Origin of the sequence: Clostridium sp. BNL1100 (genome assembly GCF_000244875.1) — a bacterium.
GTDB lineage: Bacteria > Bacillota > Clostridia > Acetivibrionales > DSM-1351 > Ruminiclostridium.
The window spans coordinates 3616835-3638146 of record NC_016791.1 but is presented as its reverse complement, the minus strand read 5'-3'; the positions used below and the strand labels follow the sequence as shown (position 1 = coordinate 3638146).

Genomic DNA, 21312 nt, shown 5'->3' with positions numbered 1-21312 from the left:
ATGTAGATAATGATTGTTGTTTTTTTAACAATCTAGTTATATATTAATAATATAGGGTATAAATTAATTAAGATAAATAAATTAAAATAAATGGAGGGTAAAGATATGTGGGAAAACAAGATTGATATTAACCAGGTAGTGGAAATAAGGGCTAAAACAACAGCGTATTTTGGTGTGGGAGCTATCAACAAGATGGCGGATGTTGCAGCAAACTTGTCTGGAAGAGGTATAACTAAAGTTATAGTTATGACTGGAAAAAGTTCACACGTTAAGACAGGTGCATGGGACGTAACAAAGAAAGCTCTTGAAGACAATGGAATTAAGTACTTATTGTACAGCAAAGTCACTCCGAACCCTACAGTTGAACATGTTGACGAAGCAACTAAAGAAGCAAAAGCATTTGGTGCTGAGGCTGTTATTGCAATAGGTGGAGGAAGTCCTATTGATGCAGCTAAGAGCGTTGCAATACTTCTGTCTTATCCTGAAAAGAATGCTACAGAGCTTTATGAACTCAGCTTTGTTCCTGACAAGGCAGTTCCGGTTATTGCTATAAACCTTACTCACGGAACAGGAACTGAAGTTGACAGATTCGCAGTTGTAAGTATTCCGGCTAAAGAATACAAACCTGCAATAGCATATGATTGCATTTATCCTTTGTTTGCTATTGACGATCCTGCATTGATGACTAAATTACCGGCTGAACAGACAATATATGTATCAGTTGATGCTATAAACCACGTTGTTGAGGCTTCAACAACAATAGTAACAAATCCTTTGGCTATTCTTCTGGCAAAGGAAACAATAAGACTGGTTGCAAAATATTTGCCAATTGCTATAAAGGAACCTGAAAATCTTACTGCAAGATACTATCTTTTATATGCTTCATTGATAGCAGGAACTTCCTTTGACAATGGCTTGCTGCATTATACACATGCACTTGAGCATCCTTTAAGTGCAGTAAGACCTGACCTTGCACACGGACTTGGACTTGCAATGCTGCTTCCGGCAGTTGTAAAGGAAATTTATCCGGCTTCAGGAGAAATTCTGGCAGAGATTTTTGAACCGATTCTTCCTGAATTGAAGGGTTCGGCAGACGAAGCCGACAAGGCATTTGCAGGTCTTAGAAGTTGGATTGAGAGCGTAGGCATAAAGTCACACCTGAGAGATGAAGGGTTTGACGACAGCGTTGTTGATAAGCTTGTAAATCTTGCATTTGAGACTCCTAGTCTTGACGGATTGCTGGCTATTGCACCTGTTAAGGCAACTAAGGAATCAGTAAAAAACATTTATGTTAATTCGCTCTAATAAACTATAAAATAACTTATTATAAAAACAGTAGTTGTATCTTTATACAGCTGCTGTTTTTTATATGTGGGCGCTTGGTATGGTAGCAGGCTCCCGGCTGTAAGTACTATGTCATGCTGAGATTCGGTTAGTACACCATAGAAGGTGTTATTTGCTAAAAATGAGAACTAATTTGTCCATAAGGTGTGTGTCATTGAAATATATACTTATTCTTTATTTAATAGTAATTTTACTTTAAAAAGGGGGATTTACTTTAAGCATAAATCAAGTATACAATTGTTGTTATAAATCTATTGTAAAGGATATGATACTATGCCAACAACTGTCATCGATAATGAGATCTTGGCCGCATTTACTAAGGTTATACCTTATCTGGCCGTATTTTTTGACAATGCAGCATCAATAGCAATAACGGATAGGGAAAAATACATAATTAATCAAAGCTGTCCCAGTCTTAAGCTAAAGGCAGAACCCGGAGATCCTATACCAGAGGGAGGTGCTGCGTTTAAAGCAATCCAAACAGGCAAATTGACAATTAGTATTGTTCCTAAGGAAGTTTATGGTGTACCGTTCAAGTCGTATGCATTACCAATAAAAGAAAACGATACCGTAGTCGGTTGTATTTTATTGGGCAAAAGCTTGCAAAAAAGCTTTGATTTAAATGAGGCCTATAAGCACCAATTTACAGCATTACAACAGATTTCCGGTACAATTAATGAGGTATCCACCGGGTTGCAGGACGTTGTGACAATGAGCAATGAAATTCAAAAAGAAGCTAATGAAGCAGATGAGAATACAGGCACTACGGATGAAATACTTAGTTTTATAAGGGGTATTGCTTCACAAACGAATTTATTAGGGCTAAATGCAGCCATTGAAGCAGCAAGGGCCGGTGAACACGGAAAAGGGTTTAATATAGTTGCACAGGAAATTCGTAAATTAGCCAATTCAACAAATGACTCCATCAAGCAAATTGATTCAGTACTAAAACAGATTAAAAATTCTATAAAGGAAATAAGTACAAAGATAAATAATGCAAATGATATTTATCAATCCCAAGCAGCATCTTTTGAGGAGATAGCGGCTTCGGTAGAAGAATTGACTGTATCTGCAAAAGTATTAGAAGATATGGCTAAGGATATATAACTTTAAAGTATTTTACGTGTAAGATAGATTTTACATAATACAATTAAATGACAAGTAAATTTGGGGGAATTCTATGCTAAAAAAGTATGAGAGGTTATTCGAAACCATCAAAATTGGTTCTGTAGAAATGAAAAACCGATTTGCCATGGCTCCTATGGGACCTTTAGGTCTGGCAGATGCAGAGGGTGGTTTCAATCAACGTGGAATTGACTATTACACTGCTCGTGCCAGAGGTGGAACCGGATTGATTATTACCGGAGTTACATTTGTAGATAATGAGATTGAAGAACATGGAATGCCTAGCGTCCCGTGTTCTACCCACAATCCGGTGCATTTTATCCGTACCGCAAGAGAGATGACAGAACGTATTCACGCTTATGATTCAAAGATATTTTTACAACTTAGCGGAGGCTTCGGTAGAGTAACAATTCCAACAAACCTGGGGGAATATCCTCCTGTCGCACCTTCACCAATTAAACACAGGTGGTTGGACAAGACTTGCCGTGAATTGACCGTTGAGGAGATAAAATCCATAATTAAGAAATTCGGAGACGGGGCCTATAACGCAAAACGTGCAGGGTTTGACGGGGTTCAGATTCATGCTGTACACGAAGGCTATCTCATTGATCAGTTTGCAATTTCTTTTTTCAATCACCGTACTGACGAATATGGAGGATGTCTTGAGAATAGGCTTAGATTTGCCAGAGAAATTGTTGAAGAAATTAAGAAAAGATGCGGAAATGACTTTCCTGTTACACTGAGGTACAGTCCTAAGAGCTTTATTAAGGATTGGCGTGAAGGTGCTTTGCCGGGGGAAGAGTTTGAAGAAAAAGGAAGAGATTTACCGGAGGGTATTGAAGCAGCGAAATTATTGGTTTCCTATGGGTATGATGCTCTTGACGTAGATGTTGGTTCTTATGATTCCTGGTGGTGGAGTCATCCTCCAATGTATCAGGAAAAAGGGCTATACATACCCTATGCTAAAATTGTAAAAGAGTCTGTAGATGTTCCTGTTCTGTGTGCAGGGCGTATGGATAATCCTGATTTGGCGATAAAAGCTATTGATGATGGTGCATGTGATATTATCAGTCTTGGACGTCCCTTGCTTGCCGATCCGGACTTAGTGAACAAGCTTAGAGCAGGAAAACTAAAATCCATAAGGCCTTGTCTATCCTGTCAAGAGGGGTGCATGGGGCGTATTCAGGAGTATTCTGCTCTAAACTGTGCTGTAAACCCTGAGGCGTGCAGAGAGACAATACATAGCTTGACTCCGGCTTTAAAAAGTAAAACAGTGCTTATTGCAGGCGGGGGAGTGGCAGGTTGTGAGGCTGCAAGAGTTCTGGCGCTCCGTGGACACAAGCCTGTTGTGTACGAAAAACGCAGCCGTCTTGGAGGTAATTTGTTACCCGGAGGTACACCGGACTTTAAAGAAGATGATCTTTTATTGGTGGCTTGGTATGAGGAAACTCTTAATGAACTTGGAGTAAAGGTGAATTGCAATACAGAGTTAACTGCTGAGGTTGTAAAAAACAGTGAAGCAGATACAGTTATAATTGCCACGGGTTCAAAACCTAAGATATTCAATCTCGGTGAATATAATAAGGTTTTTACTGCGGAAGATGTTCTGCTGGAAAAAGAAAAATCAGGTAATGAAGTGATTGTTGTCGGGGGTGGTTTGGTTGGCTGTGAGCTTGCACTCTGGCTTGCACAAAAAGGGAAAAAAGTCACCATAGTAGAAATACAAAACAAACTCCTTGCATTAAACGGCCCTCTTTGTCATGCGAATTCAGAAATGCTGGAAAGATTAATACCGTACAAAGGGATTGAAGTACTTACTTCCTCTAAGATAATAAAAACAACCGAAAAAGGTGCTTTGGTAGATGTTGCCGGAGATATTAGGGAGATATGCGCCGACAGTATAGTTTTAGCTGTAGGCTACAATTCTGAAAAGTCGGTTTATGAACAGCTTAAATATGATATTAACGATATACATTTGATAGGAGATGCACGTAAGGTATCTAACATAATGTACGCTATTTGGGATGCTTATGAAGTTGCCAGAAACATATAGGGTTAAAATCTAAAATGAAAGGGTGTTTAGTGTGGATAAGCAAGCAGCCTATTTTGCAGCAAATGAAATGCCGGAAGGAACACAGATTTTATTCGGTGAATTTTCTGAAGGCGGAAAGTACTTCTCATGTACATATCTAAATGATATTATTTATGCCAAGTATGGTGACCTGGAAATGAAACTGCAAGTAATAAAACCTTGTCAGGACAGTCAAAAATTTCCACTTGTAGTTTATGTACAGGGCTCTGCATGGAGAAATCAGGATTTATATTGTGCTATACCAAATCTATCACATATTGCAGCAAAGGGATATGTAATAGTAAGTGTTGAGATCAGGGATACCGATAAAGCTCAATTTCCGGCAGCGTTGGAAGATGTAAAGTGTGCTATCAGGTTTATGCGTGAGAATCAAGACACCTATGGAGTTGACCCTGAGAGGGTTGCAGTATGGGGAGACTCATCAGGCGGACACCTTTCATTAATGACCGGACTTACCATGGGAGAGTATAATAACGGACTTTATGGCGAGCAATCAGATGAAGTATGTGCTGTGGTAGATTATTATGGAGTTTCAGATTTACTTACGTTAGGCAAATACAATGATATTCTTGACCATGATTCTGCAGATTCTCCTGAAGGTTTGCTTGTGGGAGGAAGAGTAAAGGACAATATTGAACTGTCCAAGAAGGCAAGTCCTGTTTATCAGGATTTAACGAAAAAACTTCCACCTTTTCTCATTATACATGGAGACAGTGATAAGATAGTTCACATTAATCAAAGTATTGAAATGTATAAGGCACTAAAGGAACATGGGCAGAGTGCTATATTTTATAAGGTTGTAGGTGCCGACCACGGCCCGGGCATATGGAGTCCTCAGGTGCTTAACATAACGGAACAGTTTTTATCTGCAAACCTTAAACGGCAGGACAAGAGATGATTGCATAGCAAACGATATTATTGTCAACAATTAAGGAGAAGTAATATGAATTTTGAAGAAATATTAACAGTAAATGTTAAGATACAAAGTGCAATCGATTTAAAAAATAATAATGGTGATTCAGTTGTAATGATTTCTTTTACAGGTGACGTTAAAAGCAAGTATTTTGAAGGACAAGTACTTCCGGGCGGAATTGATACTCAAATTATTGGAAAGTCAGGCGACAGACATACCTTGTCGGCAAGATATATGCTTGAGGGAAAGGATTATACAGGTGAAACCTGCAAGATGTTCATAGAGAATAATGGCGATATGAACAAAAATCTGCAAGGTGTTCTGTTCAGAACTTATCCAAAGATAATTACAGATAGTAAGGCTTTAGATTTTATGAACCATGATATTTTAGTCGGTGAAGGATTTCCGGCTGAAGATGGGGTAAAAATAGTAATATACAGGGCTATATAAAGTTTCACATTATAAAAAGAACTATGCTAGGGCATAGTTCTTTTATATATTTGTTGTATTTAGTTTTTCAGAGACACCGGAACTAACGTAAGTTGAAAGGAGTTTAAAAATGAGTGTGTTTTTTTATGGCTGTATAACTTTAGACGGCTATCTTGCTGATAAAAACCATAACTTGGACTGGCTTTATCAAACAGGCACAATAGAAGAAACTGATTACGAAAGTTTCTATAATAGTATGGATATTACTATCATGGGCAAAAGGACATATAATGAAATTGAAAACATAGAGAATATAGATAGTTTTTATCCGACTACTAAAAACTATGTTGTTACACATACTGAAAGCTTGTCAATTAAGGGCTTTATTCCTATTAATTGTGATATTGTAGAATTTGTTAAACAAATAGAAAAGGATAAAAACATTTGGATTGTTGGAGGGAACACAATATTAGCTCCCTTATTGGATAATGATATGATAGATAATATAATAATACAGATTGCTCCTGTTTTATTAGGGAGTGGAATACCATTGTTTTCGCAGAAGGAAGCATTAAAGAGATTTTACTTGAAAGAAGTAAAAAAATACGGACAATTTGCAGAATTAATTTATGCTCAATCACAAAAGTAAGTTCTGGATTTTGTGACAATAATAGTGAGTCCGGTATTAAAGGTTATTTGTGGGTAAAAATATAGAGGGTGAATTTTTAGAAAGAGGGAGGGCGAATGTACTATGTGGCAATGCCCCAATTGTAAACGGGAGTTTAAGAACACAAATCAAGACCATTTCTGCGGCGAACCGCCGAAAACGATTGATGCCTATATTGCTGGACAATCGGAAGAGGTACAGCTGTTGTTAAATCAAGTTCGAGACACGCTCCGTGAAACACTCCCGAATGCGGAAGAACGTATTTCATGGAGTATGCCAACTTACTGGCATAAACAAAATATAATCCACTTTGCGGCATTTAAAAAGCACATCGGGTTGTACCCCGGGGATAAGGCTGTTGCACATTTTAGCGAAAGGCTCACGGAATATAAAACAAGTAAAGGAGCCATACAGTTTCCGTACAACAAGCCATTACCACTTGAGCTTATCGCCGAAATAGCGAAATGGAGTTACGATAACGGAAAACATTACTAAGGTATTATCTGATTTTAAATAATAGATACAACCGGATTGAAAGCCCCTCAAAACGTGGGGCTTTTAATATCTGAAGGGATAGCAGCAGATAAACTGGTATCCGATTATATGGAATATTATATACGTAAATTGGAAAGGTATAAGTAAATATATTTGTTGTAATATTGATTGAAAAGGAATACAATAATATAATTATAACCAGGTAATAATTATATTATTGTATCTTATTTCAGGAGGGCATATGGCCAAAAAGGGAATCTCCATAACTAACGAAAAGGAAAAAAGAATTGTCAAGGGTCTGGGGTATTATGATATCAGTCCCGTAGAGAATATTAAGAAACTACTTAAAACAAGCATAGATACATTTGGGGATAAAACTGCATTTATATATAAATCAGGGGCAGATACCATCACTAAATCATATAAAAGCTTTGGTGCGGAAGTAGCTGCCATAGGCACTGCTCTGCACAAGCTTGGCTTAAAGGACAAAAGGATAGCAGTGATAGGTGAAAACCGTTATGAGTGGGCAGTGAGCTTTTTTTCTATTGTATGCGGAACAGGAATAGCGGTTCCTCTTGATAAACACCTTCCTGAAGTTGAAATCGAGAAGCTCATTATTAGGGGAGAAGTAGACGCAATATTCTACAGTAGTCATTTTGACGCTCAGATGCGTAGTCTGGCAGAACGTATGAAAAGCATCAAATACTTTATATGTATGGATGATATCGGTGAAGATTATCCTTCTTCCTTTACTACAATAGATAAGCTTGTTGCACAGGGTGAAAGCCTTTTAAAAAATGACGACAGAAGCTTTACAGATGCATCCGTAGATTCAGAAAAGCTGTCTGTTCTGCTTTTTACATCAGGTACGACCAGTATGTCAAAAGGAGTAATGCTAAACCAGCGTAATATTTGTTCAGACGTAAGTGCCGTTTCTTCTGCAATAAAAGTTCTTCCCAATGACGTGCATCTCTCAGTACTACCCTTGCATCACACTTTTGAGTTATCAATAGGAATGCTTTTTATGATAAAAAATGGTGTGTGTATTGCATACAGTGAGGGTATAAAGCATATTGCAAAAAATTTGAAGGAATTTAATGTAACTATTCTTGTAGTAGTTCCTGCCATACTGGAAGCAATGTATAAAAAAATGAAAGATGGCATAAAAAAGTCAGGGAAGGCCAAGCAGGTTGCAATGCTTGCCAAGGTTTCAAAAGGACTCAACAGCATTAAAATAGATTTAAGAAGAAAGTTTTTCAAAAGAATTCTGGAACAAATGGGACCGGGATTAAGGCTGGCCGTGTCAGGTGCTGCACCTATAGATAAGGAAATAATAGAGGGCTTTGACATGTTGGGTTTAAAGGTTATACAAGGCTATGGCCTGACTGAAACCTCACCCGTTGTTGCAGCCAACAATGACTTTTATAATAAGGCGGGAACCGTAGGACAGCCTTTATATGGTATAGAGGCAGCTATTCATAATCCTGATGAAAACGGCATGGGTGAAATTATCACAAGGGGCCGGAATGTAATGATGGGTTATTACGATGACGAAGCCGGAACGAAAGAAGCTATTGATGAAGAAGGTTGGTTTCACACAGGAGACTTGGGGCATATTGACAATGAAGGATTTATAACAATTACAGGCAGAGCCAAATCAATGATTGTCCTCACCAACGGTAAAAAAGCTTTCCCGGAAGAGTATGAAACACTTCTGAACAATATTGAAGGTATAAAAGAATCCTTTGTATGGGGAAATGAAGCCCCAGATGGAGATATACAGGTATGTGCAAAGCTGGTTCTTAATGAGGCTGTTATAAAAGAAAAATACGGAAGGCTTCCATCTGAAAGCGAATTAGCAGACATTATGCAGCAGGAGATAAAAAGGTTGAACAAGGATATACCACAGTACAAAATTATAAGATATTTTATTATGAGCTACGATGAATTGATTAAAACAACTACTCTTAAAATTAAAAGGCCCGTTGAGCACAAAAAAGTAATGGAGGTGCTTGATGAAGCAGGTTTAAATATGAGAAAGGCCAATGGAAAGCTGTTTTAAAAATACAAGCCTATTAAAGAGCAAAAGCCGTAGCATATAAGGTTTTTGCTTTTTTTTTACGGGTGTAGTATAATCACGTGAGGATAATTATGGGTACTCAAACAGGGGGATAAATGCAAAGGTTACTAGTTAAAAACAAGGAATTTTATTTGAAGCTTCTTACACTGGCACTACCGATAACTATTCAGAGCTTAATTTCTTCATCTCTTGGCGTCGTCGATTCTGTAATGGTTGGATCGTTGGGTAATCAGGCGTTGGCAGCCGTTGGTGTTGCCAACCAGTATGGTTTGATAGTATTTTTGCTTTATAATGCAATACATAGCGGATGCAGTATTTATGTAGCCCAGTTCTGGGGTAAAAATGACCACAGTAATATAGGCAGAGTGGTAAATCTCGATATTGCAATAGCAGCAGGGGCAGCTCTTATTATGGCGGCAATAGGTATACTGCTGCCCAAACAGATTATTTCTATTTTCAATACCGATCCTGTGGTTATTAGCCAGGGAGCCGGTTTTTTAAGAATACTTAGTGTGAGTTTTGTATTTGCATCAATAAGTTTTGGGTTCAGTGTGGCTCTCAGAAGTATTGGGAAGTCTGCTATGCCTATGATAATAAGTGCTTCGGCACTGGGGCTCAATACGCTTCTGAATTATGTACTGATATACGGAAGATTTGGTATGCCGGCAATGGGCGTGAGAGGTGCTGCAACAGGTACATTAATAGCAAGAATAGTTGAATTAATTATATTTTTAATCGTTGTATCAAAGTACTTTCCACTCCTTAGATTCAGAATCAGTGAACTTATGCAGGTTACGAAAGATTTGCTGGGCAGGGTAACCAAGACCATGATACCGGTTATTCTTAATGAAATGTGCTGGGGTCTGGGTACTGCGGTATATTCAATTGCGTATGGCAGAATAAGTACTGAGGCATTTGATGCGGTACAGATTACAAACAACGTAGTAAACCTGTTTATGGTTGCTGCTTTTGGTTTGGCCAGCGCTGCGGCGGTTATGACGGGACATGTTATTGGTGCAGGAGAGGAAAAGAAGGGAAGGCAATATGCTTGGAGCTTTGTCCGGCTGTGCATAATCGGCGGCTTCATTCTGGGCGGACTTTTATATCTGTTCTCCCCTTTTATTGTAAGTCTGTTCAAGGTAAGCAGTGATGTTATTGAAACGTCTATAATTCTTATGGCAATGAACTCCATTATTTTACCTATAAGATTTACAAATATAGTTGTCATTGTGGGAGTTTTACGTGGGGGTGGAGATGCAGGATTTGCTTTTGTTGCAGAAGGCTTGACTATGTGGCTTATAGGTGTTCCCCTTTCTTTTATAGGGGCATTGGTTCTAAGACTTGATGTTCAGTGGGTTGTCCTCATGGTAATGGCTGAAGAAATTGTGAAAATGATTTGCGGTGTTACCAGATTAAGGTCCAATAAGTGGATAAAAAATGTTGTCAGAGAAATTTAATTTTGTTCAGATAAAATATTGGGCATTATAATAATAAAATTGTGAAATTTCGGAGGTTTTATGATTATTAAGAATGCTTCACACGAAATTACGGCTGTAAAGCCAAACCAATACCCGGTTACGGGCTTTCCGGAGATCGCTTTTGCAGGAAGGTCAAATGTAGGTAAATCATCAATAATTAATACTTTGGTTAACAGAAAAAGTCTTGCAAGAGTGGGTTCAACTCCGGGTAAGACCAGGCAGATAAATTTCTTTAGTGTTAATGAGAATTTTTATTTAGTGGACTTGCCGGGTTATGGCTTTGCCAGTGTATCAAAAGAGATGAAGGCATCATGGTCGAATATTATCGAAACATATCTGTATTCAAGGAAAGAAAATTTCCTTAAAATGGTTGTATTACTTGTAGATATCAGACATTCTCCAAGTAAGGACGATATTATTATGTATCAATGGTTAAAGGGTTTTGGACTCAATACACTTATCATAGCCAACAAGGCTGATAAGATATCCAGAGGACAGATAAATCCTCGCATAAATGATATACGTAAGGTTTTACAACTGGATGGAGCCGAAAAGGTTATACCATTTTCAACGTCAAACCGTTTAGGTCTTGAAAAGGTCTGGGCGGAGTTTGACAATGCATTGAATGTAACGGGTGAAGAACAGAAGGTTTAGGACGGGGATTTTTATATGGAAAAGTACACTTATACAGATGAAAATGAAAAGCTTAGAAAAAAATTGAGAATGATGAAAATTATTGCAACGTCGCTATTAGTGTTTATGACCATCGTTTTCATTATTTTTAAAAGTTTACAGGGACGAGGACTTCTGTATTCCTCCATTGCGGCTTTTGCAGAAGCCTCAATGGTAGGTGCCCTTGCGGACTGGTTTGCCGTGGTGGCACTTTTCAAGCACCCTTTAGGACTTAAGATTATTCCTCATACAGCCATTATTGCAAACAACAAATCAAGAATAGCCAAGGCTTTGTCAAACTTTGTAGTCTCTAATTTTTTTACACCTGAAATTATTAAGGCCAAGCTGGACAAGGTAAGTATTTCAAAAACAGTTTCAGGCTATGTTGATAAAAACAGAGACATGATTGTAGAAGCCATAGTTGTGAGACTTCCTGCTTTGGCTGATTCCTTTGTAAATGATGAAAAAGTCGGGAGTTTTTTAAAAGCGCAGCTCCATACCAAAGTTGAGGATGTAAGCCTGTACCCTTTGTTGGGAAAGAGCTTGACGCCCCTTGTAGAGTCAGGTTATCACAAACCTCTTGTAAAGGGACTTCTTAACGCTACATATAAATTTATCAATGACAATAAGGACAAGACAATCCTTGTACTTGGGGGAATAAATAAAACTCTTGCGCTACCTTTTATTGGGGATTTAGTCTACCGAAAGATACTTGAATTCTTAAACAGGCAGACTGAAGAGATAGATACAAACGACGAGGCCGAAATAAATAAACTTTTGATGTCTGTTATTCCTAAATTGATTGATGATATGAAAAATTCTCAGGAGCTTATTGAAAAAGGGGAGACACTCAAGGGCCAGATATTGGATTCCGATGTTTATAATAAAGTTGTAAATATGCTGACAGAAGTAATAGTTGATTACAAAAATTCATATTTTGAAAATGAAGCTAAACTTACGGAAAAAGTAAGCTTACTGATTGATATGGTTATCAATGGAATCAATAATAATGATACACTGCGTGAAACAATTGATAATACCGTAATCGGTGGTATTGAAAGTATAGTTTCCCAATACGGTGACAGAGTGGGTTCTCTTATATACGATACTATGGAAGGCTGGGAAACAAAAGACATGGTGGATAAGTTGGAAGTTCAGGTTGGGGCTGACCTACAGTATATCAGGATTAACGGAACCGTTATAGGTGGCTTGGCAGGCTTGGTTATCCATCTACTGTCCCAGCTGTTTTAATATTTTTTAGAGAGGTTATATTATGGATAGGTTCAAAATTACCCGGCTTGTTGCGATACTTGGTATTGCAGCAAATATTTTTCTTCTTTCCTTAAAACTTGCGGCAGGCTTCCTAAGCCGGAGCCAGGCTATGATTGCTGACGGTTTTAACAGTGCCGGAGACGTTTTTGCTTCGGTTATGACCCTAGTGGGAAACAGTATTGCCAGCAAGCCTGAAGATAGTGACCATCCCTATGGACATGGCAAGGCGGAATACATTTTTTCCATGATTATAAGCATTTCTCTTATGTTTGTTTCATTTACAATTTTTAAAAGTTCACTGTCTTCAATAGTAAATAGGGCTACATTCACAGTATCATGGTTTCTGATAGCTGCAGCGATAATTACCATTGCAGTTAAGCTCTCATTATTTATTTATACCAGTCGTGTGGGAAAGAAAATGGATAATCTTCTTGTTATTGCAAATTCGGAAGACCACAGAAACGATGTTTTTGTTACCTCCGGTACTATCCTCGGTATTATTATGGGATACTTGGGCTTTGCATGGGTAGACGGTGCTGTGGGTATACTTATTTCTCTTTGGATTTTCTATACCGGAATCAAAATATTTATTTCGTCATTTAAGGTTCTCATGGATACCAACATGGACCCCGCCTTTAAGGAAAATGCACTTAATCTGATTCAAAGCATCAGTGGAGTTGACCATATTGATTCAATCAATGCAAAGCCGGTTGGAGAGGGCTTTATATTAATTATAAAAGTGTCTGTAGATGGAGAAATGTCTGTAAACGAGAGTCACAAGATTGCCGGTACAATTAAGGCAAAAGTGAAGGATATTAAAGGAATAAAGGATGCGGTAGTTCATATTAACCCGTGTTGAAAACAGCCAAGGGGAGGTACCCTATTCCCCTGGCTGTTTATGTAAATATCCAGTTCTTTTTTAATCGCTTATTACAATGTCGGAGTCAGAAACATTAACAGTTTTCATGCCAAGAACATCTTTGAAAAAGCTTAACGGAACAAAGGTCTTTCCATCTACGATTTCAGGGGCTGTTCCCAGTTGAATGGGGGCAGTTTTCATATAAATGTAGTTATCTTTGCCTATTGTCAAAGAAATGCCTTTACCTAGCATTACAGTTTTTGTCTTGCCTTCCCAGCTTACATCAAATCCCAAATTCTCAGCAATTGCACGTACAGGAACCATAAAAGTACCCTTCTTATTAGTGTATGCTGAAGGGGCTACAATTGTCTTGTTGTTAACAACTACGTTCATAGAAGCAACATTACCGCTTTGAATAACTTTTTCCTCATCTGTAGGTTCAACAGCTTTTTCAAACAATACAACTATTTTATCCGGATTGGTCTGCGCAGGGATGCTTTTGGTTGATATACCGTAAAGTACTACAAGATTTCTGTTTGCAAGTTCACCTTCAAAAGCTTTTCCATCCTGTGATATTATTTCTGTTTCCTTAGAAATATTCAATTTTAACATATTGTCGGAACTGACTAAATCTTTATCGAACCTGTCAATTTTTATGCACTGAACTTTACTACTGGCAACACTAACAACTTCTGTGTTATATTGCGGAGGGTAAATCATCAGCATTGGTGCATTCACATCATAAAATCCGGTTATAACAGAACCGGTATCAATTTTTTCATTATTAACAACGTATGTACTATTTGATATTATCAGGTTTGCTTGCTGTCCGTCTTGATTTTCTACCAGAACAAACTTTGAACCCTTAACGCCTTCAAAATCGGTTATTTTCTTAACCGTACCTGTGAAAGAGCCAAAAGAAGATTGGTTCTCCGTAGTGTCAATTTGCTCAGAAATATTGATTGCTTTAAGATTTTCTGTATAGTTTGCTAAAGATGGAACAGATGAAAGTGATAAAATTGTGACTGCTAATAATCCTGCTACTATTCTTTTGTTTTTCATAGTACTAAGCTCCCTTCGAATTTATATTATATATTTATTAGACAACAAAATATGATAAAAGTTCCCATAAAAAAGATTGATAAATTTTTGTTTTAGGTAATCCTCACCGGGTACATATATAATTGTCGTTAAGATTTCAAATAAAATAAAAATAAAATATAAAATTGTATTGGGAGGATTTTTGATTATGAAGAAATTTGTTTGTTCAGTTTGCGGATATGTACATGTTGGTAATGAGGCGCCGGATGCTTGTCCACAATGTAAAGCACCAAAGGCAAAATTTATTGAGCAGTCAGAAACATCAGAACAGTGGGCTGATGAACATAGAATTGGTGTAGCACAGGGTGTTGATGCCGAGATACTTGAAGGCCTGAGAGCAAACTTTATGGGAGAATGTACTGAGGTTGGTATGTACCTTGCAATGGCAAGACAGGCTGAGCGTGAAGGTTACCCCGAAATCGGTGCTTTTTACAAGCTTGCTGCATGGGAAGAGGCTGAACACGCTGCAAAGTTTGCAGAATTGCTTGGTGAAGTAGTTCATGCTGACACTAAGAAAAACCTAGAATTGAGAGCAGAAGCCGAAGCAGGAGCATGCAAGGGCAAGAAGGATCTTGCAACACGTGCAAAACAGCTCAACCTTGATGCGATTCACGATACAGTTCATGAAATGTGTAAAGATGAGGCAAGGCACGGCGCAGGGTTTAAGGGCTTGCTGAACAGATATTTTAAATAAAAAATAATACAATATGATATGAAAAAATACAATTCTCAGTTATGGGGGTTGTATTTTTTTGTACTTTTGTTTGTTTTAGAATGTATTTATTTTTAGAAAAAGATTTCTTAAGAAAGTAAAAGGATTTCGCAGGAAAGAAGGACAGACAGTATATGAACATAAAATACCAATAATTACATATATTTACAAAATAAAAATTATAATGTAAAATATTTATAAGGACAGGACTTATGTCGTTATTCTTGATAATTCTACGCAATTATTTATATCTCCATATAAACTTAAATTTCAAAATCAAAATTGACAAGTAGGTTATGTCAAAGAAGCTCAATTTATTAGGGGAGGGGTATATTTTGAAAAAGAAAACCTTTTTAATTGTTTTGGCAATAAGCTTGATGTTTACTATCAATGGTGCTTATGCTGAAGTCTTACAAGGCCCGGTTTGGGAAAACACACAAGTAACAAATCTTGGGACGATAGGTGATGGTTCCACAATCTTCTTAGGTATGAACGATTTAGGTCAGATTGTTGGTGTGGCGACAATAGATTCGACAGATATAATGTTTCATCCCTTTTTATGGGAGAATGGGCAATTGAGAGATATGTCTGATGTCGCAGGTGAATTTAGTATGTTTTTAGATATAAATAATAATGGTCAGATTGTGGGTACTGACAGAAATTCACGGGTGTTTTTATTAGAAAATGGCCAAATGACAGATTTGGGGAATCTAGGAGCTTTGAGTGCATCTCCTTATGCTATGAACGATAACGGTCAGATAGCTGGTGCAGCCAAGGTATCAATGGGAGAAGGAAAAACTGAGTATCACGCATTTTTATGGGAAAATGGGCAGATACGGGATTTGGGCACACTTGGAGGGAATTATTCCCATGCATCAGATATAAATAACAAAGGACAGGTTGTAGGGTATTCGTATATGCCTGATGGACAAAGCCATGCATTTTTATGGGAAAATGGTAAGATGAATGATTTGGGGACACTTGGCGGATTGTCATCTTCGGCGATAGCGATAAATGACAAGGGTCAGGTTATTGGAAATGTTAAAATGCCGGATGGTAAGTACATCGCATTCTTGTGGGAAAATGACCAAATGACAGCGCTAGACATACCGGGGAGCAGTTATACAAGAGTATCGGACATTAATAATTTAGGTCAGATTATTGGAACTTCAAACTATAATGGTGATCGTGTAGTTTTATGGGAAAACGGGAATATGAGAGATTTGGGAGGTGCGTCAGGAGAATATGATATTTTAGGACAAATAAATGATCAAGGCCAAATCACTTACGATATTATGAAAATACGAACAGGAAATACAACAGAAAATTCTTTTTTAATTAAACTATTACCGGAAGGTTTATTTGAATATTGACGATTATAAAAACGTAATTGTACCGCTCAGCAAAAAACAGCCGCTGCAAAACAAAATTGTTTTGCAGCGGCTTATTCCGTTTGTTTAGGATACAATATTATAAGATTTACATGGCTTCTTTTTTTTATTGTAAATAGACTATTGTGTGTAACTATATTTCTCAGTCAAATACAATAAGGGGATTATTGGATTTTTTGTAGAATAATTAACTTTCGACTTCATTTAGCTATTATTTTATTGTAATAAAGTGCATTGTTTGCTATTATTTATATAGTTGCAAAAAACATTAAACTAGATGGCATACATAAAGCTAGTGCCATAATATCTCCCTAAACTTCCAATAAACTATGAGTTTCGTTAAGGAGTGTTGCTGTGAAATTTAGATGGCATCTATCTGGAACGCAATGGGGCGGTGAATATGAAATTGTTCTATTCTTGTAGCGATTGCTGTAAATCAAGAGGGATACAGAGGTTATTGGAGCCAGAGGGAGTAATATATAAGGAGGACAAAACATTGGGAAGGATTTATAATTTTTCTGCAGGACCGGCAATGTTGCCGGTAGAGGTACTAAAGGAAGCAGCAGATGAGATGCTGGATTACAGAGGCAGCGGTATGTCTGTTATGGAGATGAGCCACAGATCCAAAGCGTACGAAGTAATCATAAAGGAAGCTGAGAAGGATTTGCGGGAATTAATGAACATTCCTGATAATTATAAAGTACTTTTCTTGCAGGGCGGTGCGTCACTACAGTTTGCCATGATTCCGATGAATTTGATGAAGAATAAAGTAGCTGACCATATAATAACCGGACAATGGGCAAAGAAAGCATATCAGGAAGCTAAAATCTATGGAACAGCGAATGCAATTGCTTCTTCTGAGGATAAGACATTTTCTTATATCCCGGATTGCTCCGACCTTCCGATTTCTGAGAATGCTGATTACGTATACATTTGCGAAAACAACACCATATACGGAACAAAGTTTAAAAAATTACCGAATACTAAGGGTAAAATATTAGTTTCCGACGTTTCTTCATGTTTCTTGTCAGAACCTGTTGATGTAACAAAGTATGGCATAATCTATGGTGGCGTTCAGAAGAACATTGGACCTGCAGGTGTTGTAATTGTTATCATCCGTGAAGATCTCATCACCGAAGATACGCTTCCCGGCACTCCAACCATGATGAAATATAAAATTCATGCTAAAGAGGGTTCTATGTATAATACCCCTCCTGCTTATGGTATTTATATCTGTGGTAAGGTATTTAAGTGGATTAAGAATCAAGGCGGCTTAGAGGCTATGAAGGCTCATAATGAGAAAAAAGCAGCGATACTTTATGATTTCTTAGACCAGAGCAAGATGTTCCATGGAACTGTTGTGAAAGAAGACCGTTCCTTAATGAATGTTCCTTTTGTTACTGGAAATGAAGAGCTTGACGCAAAATTCATTAAAGAATCAAAGGCTGCGGGCTTTGAGAACCTAAAGGGTCACAGGACCGTAGGTGGTATGAGAGCTTCCATCTATAATGCTATGCCTATCGAAGGTGTTGAGGCATTAGTTGAGTTTATGAAAAAGTTTGAAGCTGAGAACCTGTAATAAGACGTCGAAAGGGGTATAGTCATGAAATATAGTTGTCTTAATCCGATAGCAAATATTGGTTTAGACATTTTTACCGAGGAACATAAAAAGGTTGAGAATGTCAATGAAGCAGATGCGATTTTAGTTAGAAGTGCAGCGATGCATGACATGGAATTTGGCAGTAATCTAAAGGCGATTGCAAGGGCAGGAGCTGGTGTCAACAATATACCGCTAGAAAAATGTGCCGAGCATGGGATTGTCGTATTTAATACACCGGGAGCAAATGCAAACGGTGTAAAGGAATTAGTAATTGCAGGACTTATGTTAGCTTCCCGTGATATCATCGGTGGAGTTAACTGGGTGCAGACTATAAAAGAAGAGCCTGCTATTGCTAAGGCTGTAGAAAAAGGCAAAGGCAAGTTTGCGGGGAAGGAAATAAAGGGCAAGAAGTTAGGCGTTATCGGCCTTGGAGCAATCGGTGTTCTAGTAGCAAATGCAGCTAACCGCCTGGGAATGAAAGTTTATGGATATGACCCGTTCATTTCCGTAGACAGTGCGTGGAATTTGTCCCGTGATATTGTACACGTTAAAACCAGAGACGAAATTTATAAAGAGTGTGACTATATCACTCTTCACACTCCTTTGATAGAGAATTCGGATCCTAATGTTAATACCAAGGAAATGATTAACGAAGATACGATTTCCAAGATGAAGGATGGTGTTATCATCCTTAATTTTGCAAGAGACCTGTTAGTAAGTGATAACGATATTGAAGTAGCACTTAAAAATGGCAAGGTTGCTAAGTATGTGACCGATTTCCCTAATGGTAAGACTGCTAAGATGGATGGAGTTATAGGAATTCCCCACCTCGGAGCATCCACTGAAGAATCAGAAGATAACTGTGCGGTAATGGCTGTTAAACAGTTGATTGATTTTATTGAGAATGGTAATATTAAAAATTCTGTAAACTATCCAAACTGTGATGCAGGTATCTGCATGACAGACGGACGTATCGCTATCTGCCACAGAAATATTCCGAATATGCTAGCTCAGTTCGCCGGAGCAGTTTCTTCCATGAATCTAAATATTTTAGACATGGTAAGTAAATCAAGAGGTGAATATGCATATACAGTACTTGATATTGAAAATGAAACTAATGACGAGGTAGCAAAGAAGATTGAATCAATTAAAGGTGTATTAAAAGTAAGAATTGTAAAATAATTAAGGTTCATTAAAAACCAATAGACCGGGATATAAGTATAATGCTAAAGCTGATATTGTACTTATATCCCGGTTTTATTAATTTGTTTCTGACAAGTAAATATTAATTAATATTCAAAAAAATATTGACACACATCTCATCAATGATATAATAAAAAACGGAAGTTTTAGTAAATAAGTGAAAATTTGCGACTAAAGTCCAACAGTCATTAATGAAAAAATCACATCTTAGAGCATATTCAGCAATATTTTTATTTTTCATATTTGTTCAACAATGCTATGGCGATTAGCATCTAAAAGTTGTATCAGTTTTCATCACCCTCTGAGCTATGCAGTATACGTAAAAGATTATACCTATTCAACTTATGTACTTGCCAAGAAAATAAAACAATTCAAAAATAAAACATTTCAAACAGAATTTTATGTTAATTTAAAAAGGAGAATAGTAAGCATGATAAAAAAACTTTTATGTGTGATAACAGTTTCTGCAATTTTATTATCAGCACTTTTGCCGGTAACAGCTGAAAATGCAAATACATCAGGCAGTACAACAACTGCAATACGGATGCAGCCCCTTGTTGACAAATACTACGGCCTGACACAAACAAGTCTGGATACTGAACTGGCTAAATACCCGGATGTTAAAAATCACTGGGGGAGCAATTATATATCAAAAATATCGGCACTTGAAATAATAGCGGGGTACCCAGATGGAAGGTTTGGCCCCAACGACAAGCTTCTGGGAGGACAGTATATTCTAATGCTCATGAGAACCATAGGATATAGCCCAGAGGTATCGCAAGGAGTGCCTTATTACAAGCCGTTTGTAGATTTAGCCCTTAAAGAAGGTATCTTGACAAAAGGCGAAATATCAGACTATACAAAGCCTATTACACGTGAATTAGCAGCAAGTTTGGCAAGAAGGACTATTGGAAAGTACGAAAATGTTCCCCATGATTACTTCGTAAAGGGCAGTGACCCTTATCCGTCCAAGGGTGACAAAGGCTTTTTTGATAATGTATACACAGGCTACCAGAAGCTTAAAATGACAGATTATCCTACTATCACAAGCAGATATCTTCAGGATGTAATAGACTGCTATCGTATTGGGCTTTTGACAGGCAGTAACAACAAATTTAATCCCAAGGGTACTCTTACAAGGGCCGAAGCGTCCGTCATAATAATAAAGTTGTTGGATAAGAAGGTAAGGGTTGAAAGTATCCCGTCGACAAGTGAAAGCTTTAAATGGAAAAACAGCAACGCCAACAATGGTGAATATGATAATGAGGCGGCAGGCTTCTATGAAAACAAGGAATATACCTTGTATAAAGGGTTGTTCCCAATGATGGAGATTTGGGAAACAGCACAAACAATGTACAAGAACCGTAATCTTATAACAGGTGGGAAGATAGACTTTACTTACAGTGAAAAATATAAAAGCTTCGGAATTAATTACTTTAATAGTCAAAATCATTTTAATCAATATATAAATGATATTTATGGTTTAATTTTACCTTTAAATGGAGTAGGCATAGCCACTCAAAGAAGTCAAATAAAAAAAGGGCAAAGAGAAAGCTTCTATGACAACGGAAACGGATGGTTATATGAAATATCAAGCTATGAGGTTGATAAGTACAACAGGGACTTAAAAAAATATACATATGAATTGCTTAAACTTTGGTTTGGGAAGGACTACGAGCAGGCGAAGAAAATCCATGATAAATATCTATACTATTCATTGAATGATGTAAGTTGGAAACATGGAGTATACTTTCTTAATGGGCGCCAAATTTACGTAATTGGAGGTCGAAGTGAAGGGGGGATATCCTTTGGTTTTCAAGTCTGGGCTAAAGACTATATAACAAAAAATACAATGCTTAGATTAAACTAAAGAAGGTGA

18 protein-coding genes are annotated in these 21312 nt (G+C 37.5%); 17 read left to right on the top strand and 1 reads right to left on the bottom strand.

The window, feature by feature from the left end; translation table 11 throughout:
- Window positions 1–105 precede the first annotated feature (105 nt).
- From CLO1100_RS15395 to CLO1100_RS15340, 12 genes are all read left to right on the top strand, one after another.
- Window positions 106–1305: an iron-containing alcohol dehydrogenase gene (locus CLO1100_RS15395; RefSeq protein WP_014314691.1), complete on the top strand. Its 1200-nt coding sequence runs from the start codon at window positions 106–108 to the stop codon at window positions 1303–1305.
- A 312-nt stretch (window positions 1306–1617) separates the two neighbouring features.
- Entirely contained in the window at window positions 1618–2451 is an 834-nt protein-coding gene (locus tag CLO1100_RS21285; protein ID WP_014314690.1) for a methyl-accepting chemotaxis protein, read from the top strand.
- Between the two features lie 73 nt (window positions 2452–2524).
- Window positions 2525–4522 carry an FAD-dependent oxidoreductase gene (locus tag CLO1100_RS15385; RefSeq protein ID WP_014314689.1) on the top strand — a complete coding sequence of 666 codons (1998 nt, stop codon included), beginning with the start codon at window positions 2525–2527 and terminating at the stop codon, window positions 4520–4522.
- 31 nt (window positions 4523–4553) lie between these two features.
- The gene (locus CLO1100_RS15380; protein WP_014314688.1) at window positions 4554–5459 is read left to right on the top strand and encodes an alpha/beta hydrolase; all 906 of its coding nucleotides are present in this window, start codon (window positions 4554–4556) and stop codon (window positions 5457–5459) included.
- A 45-nt stretch (window positions 5460–5504) separates the two neighbouring features.
- The gene (locus tag CLO1100_RS15375; RefSeq protein ID WP_014314687.1) at window positions 5505–5924 is read left to right on the top strand and encodes a DUF3237 family protein; all 420 of its coding nucleotides are present in this window, start codon (window positions 5505–5507) and stop codon (window positions 5922–5924) included.
- Between the two features lie 109 nt (window positions 5925–6033).
- Window positions 6034–6552 (top strand): dihydrofolate reductase family protein, encoded by a 519-nt coding sequence (locus CLO1100_RS15370; RefSeq protein ID WP_014314686.1) that lies wholly within the window; start codon window positions 6034–6036, stop codon window positions 6550–6552.
- Between the two features lie 102 nt (window positions 6553–6654).
- Window positions 6655–7065, top strand: a complete 411-nt coding sequence (locus CLO1100_RS15365) for a DUF1801 domain-containing protein (RefSeq protein WP_014314685.1) — start codon at window positions 6655–6657, stop codon at window positions 7063–7065.
- A 241-nt stretch (window positions 7066–7306) separates the two neighbouring features.
- Window positions 7307–9127 carry an AMP-binding protein gene (locus CLO1100_RS15360; RefSeq protein ID WP_014314684.1) on the top strand — a complete coding sequence of 607 codons (1821 nt, stop codon included), beginning with the start codon at window positions 7307–7309 and terminating at the stop codon, window positions 9125–9127.
- A gap of 113 nt (window positions 9128–9240) precedes the next feature.
- On the top strand, window positions 9241–10602 hold the full coding sequence (locus CLO1100_RS15355) for an MATE family efflux transporter (protein WP_014314683.1): 1362 nt from the start codon (window positions 9241–9243) through the stop codon (window positions 10600–10602).
- Between the two features lie 60 nt (window positions 10603–10662).
- Window positions 10663–11277, top strand: coding sequence for a ribosome biogenesis GTP-binding protein YihA/YsxC (gene yihA, locus CLO1100_RS15350; protein ID WP_014314682.1), 615 nt, complete (start codon window positions 10663–10665; stop codon window positions 11275–11277).
- Window positions 11278–11292: 15 nt separating this feature from the next.
- Entirely contained in the window at window positions 11293–12546 is a 1254-nt protein-coding gene (locus CLO1100_RS15345; RefSeq protein WP_014314681.1) for a DUF445 domain-containing protein, read from the top strand.
- Window positions 12547–12568: 22 nt separating this feature from the next.
- The gene (locus CLO1100_RS15340; protein ID WP_014314680.1) at window positions 12569–13426 is read left to right on the top strand and encodes a cation diffusion facilitator family transporter; all 858 of its coding nucleotides are present in this window, start codon (window positions 12569–12571) and stop codon (window positions 13424–13426) included.
- A 60-nt stretch (window positions 13427–13486) separates the two neighbouring features.
- Here CLO1100_RS15340 and CLO1100_RS15335 read toward each other — a convergent pair whose 3' ends face one another.
- Window positions 13487–14488 carry a copper amine oxidase N-terminal domain-containing protein gene (locus tag CLO1100_RS15335; protein WP_014314679.1) on the bottom strand — a complete coding sequence of 334 codons (1002 nt, stop codon included), beginning with the start codon at window positions 14486–14488 and terminating at the stop codon, window positions 13487–13489.
- 187 nt (window positions 14489–14675) lie between these two features.
- Here CLO1100_RS15335 and CLO1100_RS15330 point away from each other — a divergent pair, with 187 nt between their 5' ends.
- From CLO1100_RS15330 to CLO1100_RS15310, 5 genes are all read left to right on the top strand, one after another.
- Entirely contained in the window at window positions 14676–15221 is a 546-nt protein-coding gene (locus CLO1100_RS15330) for an NADH peroxidase (protein WP_014314678.1), read from the top strand.
- Between the two features lie 353 nt (window positions 15222–15574).
- A complete protein-coding gene (locus CLO1100_RS15325) occupies window positions 15575–16612 on the top strand; it encodes an HAF repeat-containing protein (protein ID WP_014314677.1) in 1038 nt (345 codons plus the stop codon).
- Window positions 16613–17126: 514 nt separating this feature from the next.
- Window positions 17127–18209, top strand: coding sequence for a 3-phosphoserine/phosphohydroxythreonine transaminase (gene serC / locus CLO1100_RS15320; protein WP_041700470.1), 1083 nt, complete (start codon window positions 17127–17129; stop codon window positions 18207–18209).
- A 24-nt stretch (window positions 18210–18233) separates the two neighbouring features.
- On the top strand, window positions 18234–19412 hold the full coding sequence (locus CLO1100_RS15315) for a phosphoglycerate dehydrogenase (RefSeq protein ID WP_014314675.1): 1179 nt from the start codon (window positions 18234–18236) through the stop codon (window positions 19410–19412).
- Between the two features lie 451 nt (window positions 19413–19863).
- On the top strand, window positions 19864–21303 hold the full coding sequence (locus CLO1100_RS15310; protein WP_014314674.1) for an S-layer homology domain-containing protein: 1440 nt from the start codon (window positions 19864–19866) through the stop codon (window positions 21301–21303).
- Window positions 21304–21312: the final 9 nt, after the last annotated feature.

Coding starts and splice junctions, on each gene's coding strand:
- CLO1100_RS15360 (WP_014314684.1), top strand. CDS start 7,307: ATGGCCAAAAAGGGAATCTCCATAACTAACGAAAAGGAAAAAAGAATT.
- CLO1100_RS15370 (WP_014314686.1), top strand. CDS start 6,034: ATGAGTGTGTTTTTTTATGGCTGTATAACTTTAGACGGCTATCTTGCT.
- CLO1100_RS15330 (WP_014314678.1), top strand. CDS start 14,676: ATGAAGAAATTTGTTTGTTCAGTTTGCGGATATGTACATGTTGGTAAT.
- CLO1100_RS15385 (WP_014314689.1), top strand. CDS start 2,525: ATGCTAAAAAAGTATGAGAGGTTATTCGAAACCATCAAAATTGGTTCT.
- CLO1100_RS15365 (WP_014314685.1), top strand. CDS start 6,655: ATGTGGCAATGCCCCAATTGTAAACGGGAGTTTAAGAACACAAATCAA.
- CLO1100_RS15315 (WP_014314675.1), top strand. CDS start 18,234: ATGAAATATAGTTGTCTTAATCCGATAGCAAATATTGGTTTAGACATT.
- yihA (WP_014314682.1), top strand. CDS start 10,663: ATGATTATTAAGAATGCTTCACACGAAATTACGGCTGTAAAGCCAAAC.
- CLO1100_RS15375 (WP_014314687.1), top strand. CDS start 5,505: ATGAATTTTGAAGAAATATTAACAGTAAATGTTAAGATACAAAGTGCA.
- CLO1100_RS21285 (WP_014314690.1), top strand. CDS start 1,618: ATGCCAACAACTGTCATCGATAATGAGATCTTGGCCGCATTTACTAAG.
- CLO1100_RS15310 (WP_014314674.1), top strand. CDS start 19,864: ATGATAAAAAAACTTTTATGTGTGATAACAGTTTCTGCAATTTTATTA.
- CLO1100_RS15340 (WP_014314680.1), top strand. CDS start 12,569: ATGGATAGGTTCAAAATTACCCGGCTTGTTGCGATACTTGGTATTGCA.
- CLO1100_RS15345 (WP_014314681.1), top strand. CDS start 11,293: ATGGAAAAGTACACTTATACAGATGAAAATGAAAAGCTTAGAAAAAAA.
- CLO1100_RS15335 (WP_014314679.1), bottom strand. CDS start 14,488: ATGAAAAACAAAAGAATAGTAGCAGGATTATTAGCAGTCACAATTTTA.
- CLO1100_RS15395 (WP_014314691.1), top strand. CDS start 106: ATGTGGGAAAACAAGATTGATATTAACCAGGTAGTGGAAATAAGGGCT.
- CLO1100_RS15355 (WP_014314683.1), top strand. CDS start 9,241: ATGCAAAGGTTACTAGTTAAAAACAAGGAATTTTATTTGAAGCTTCTT.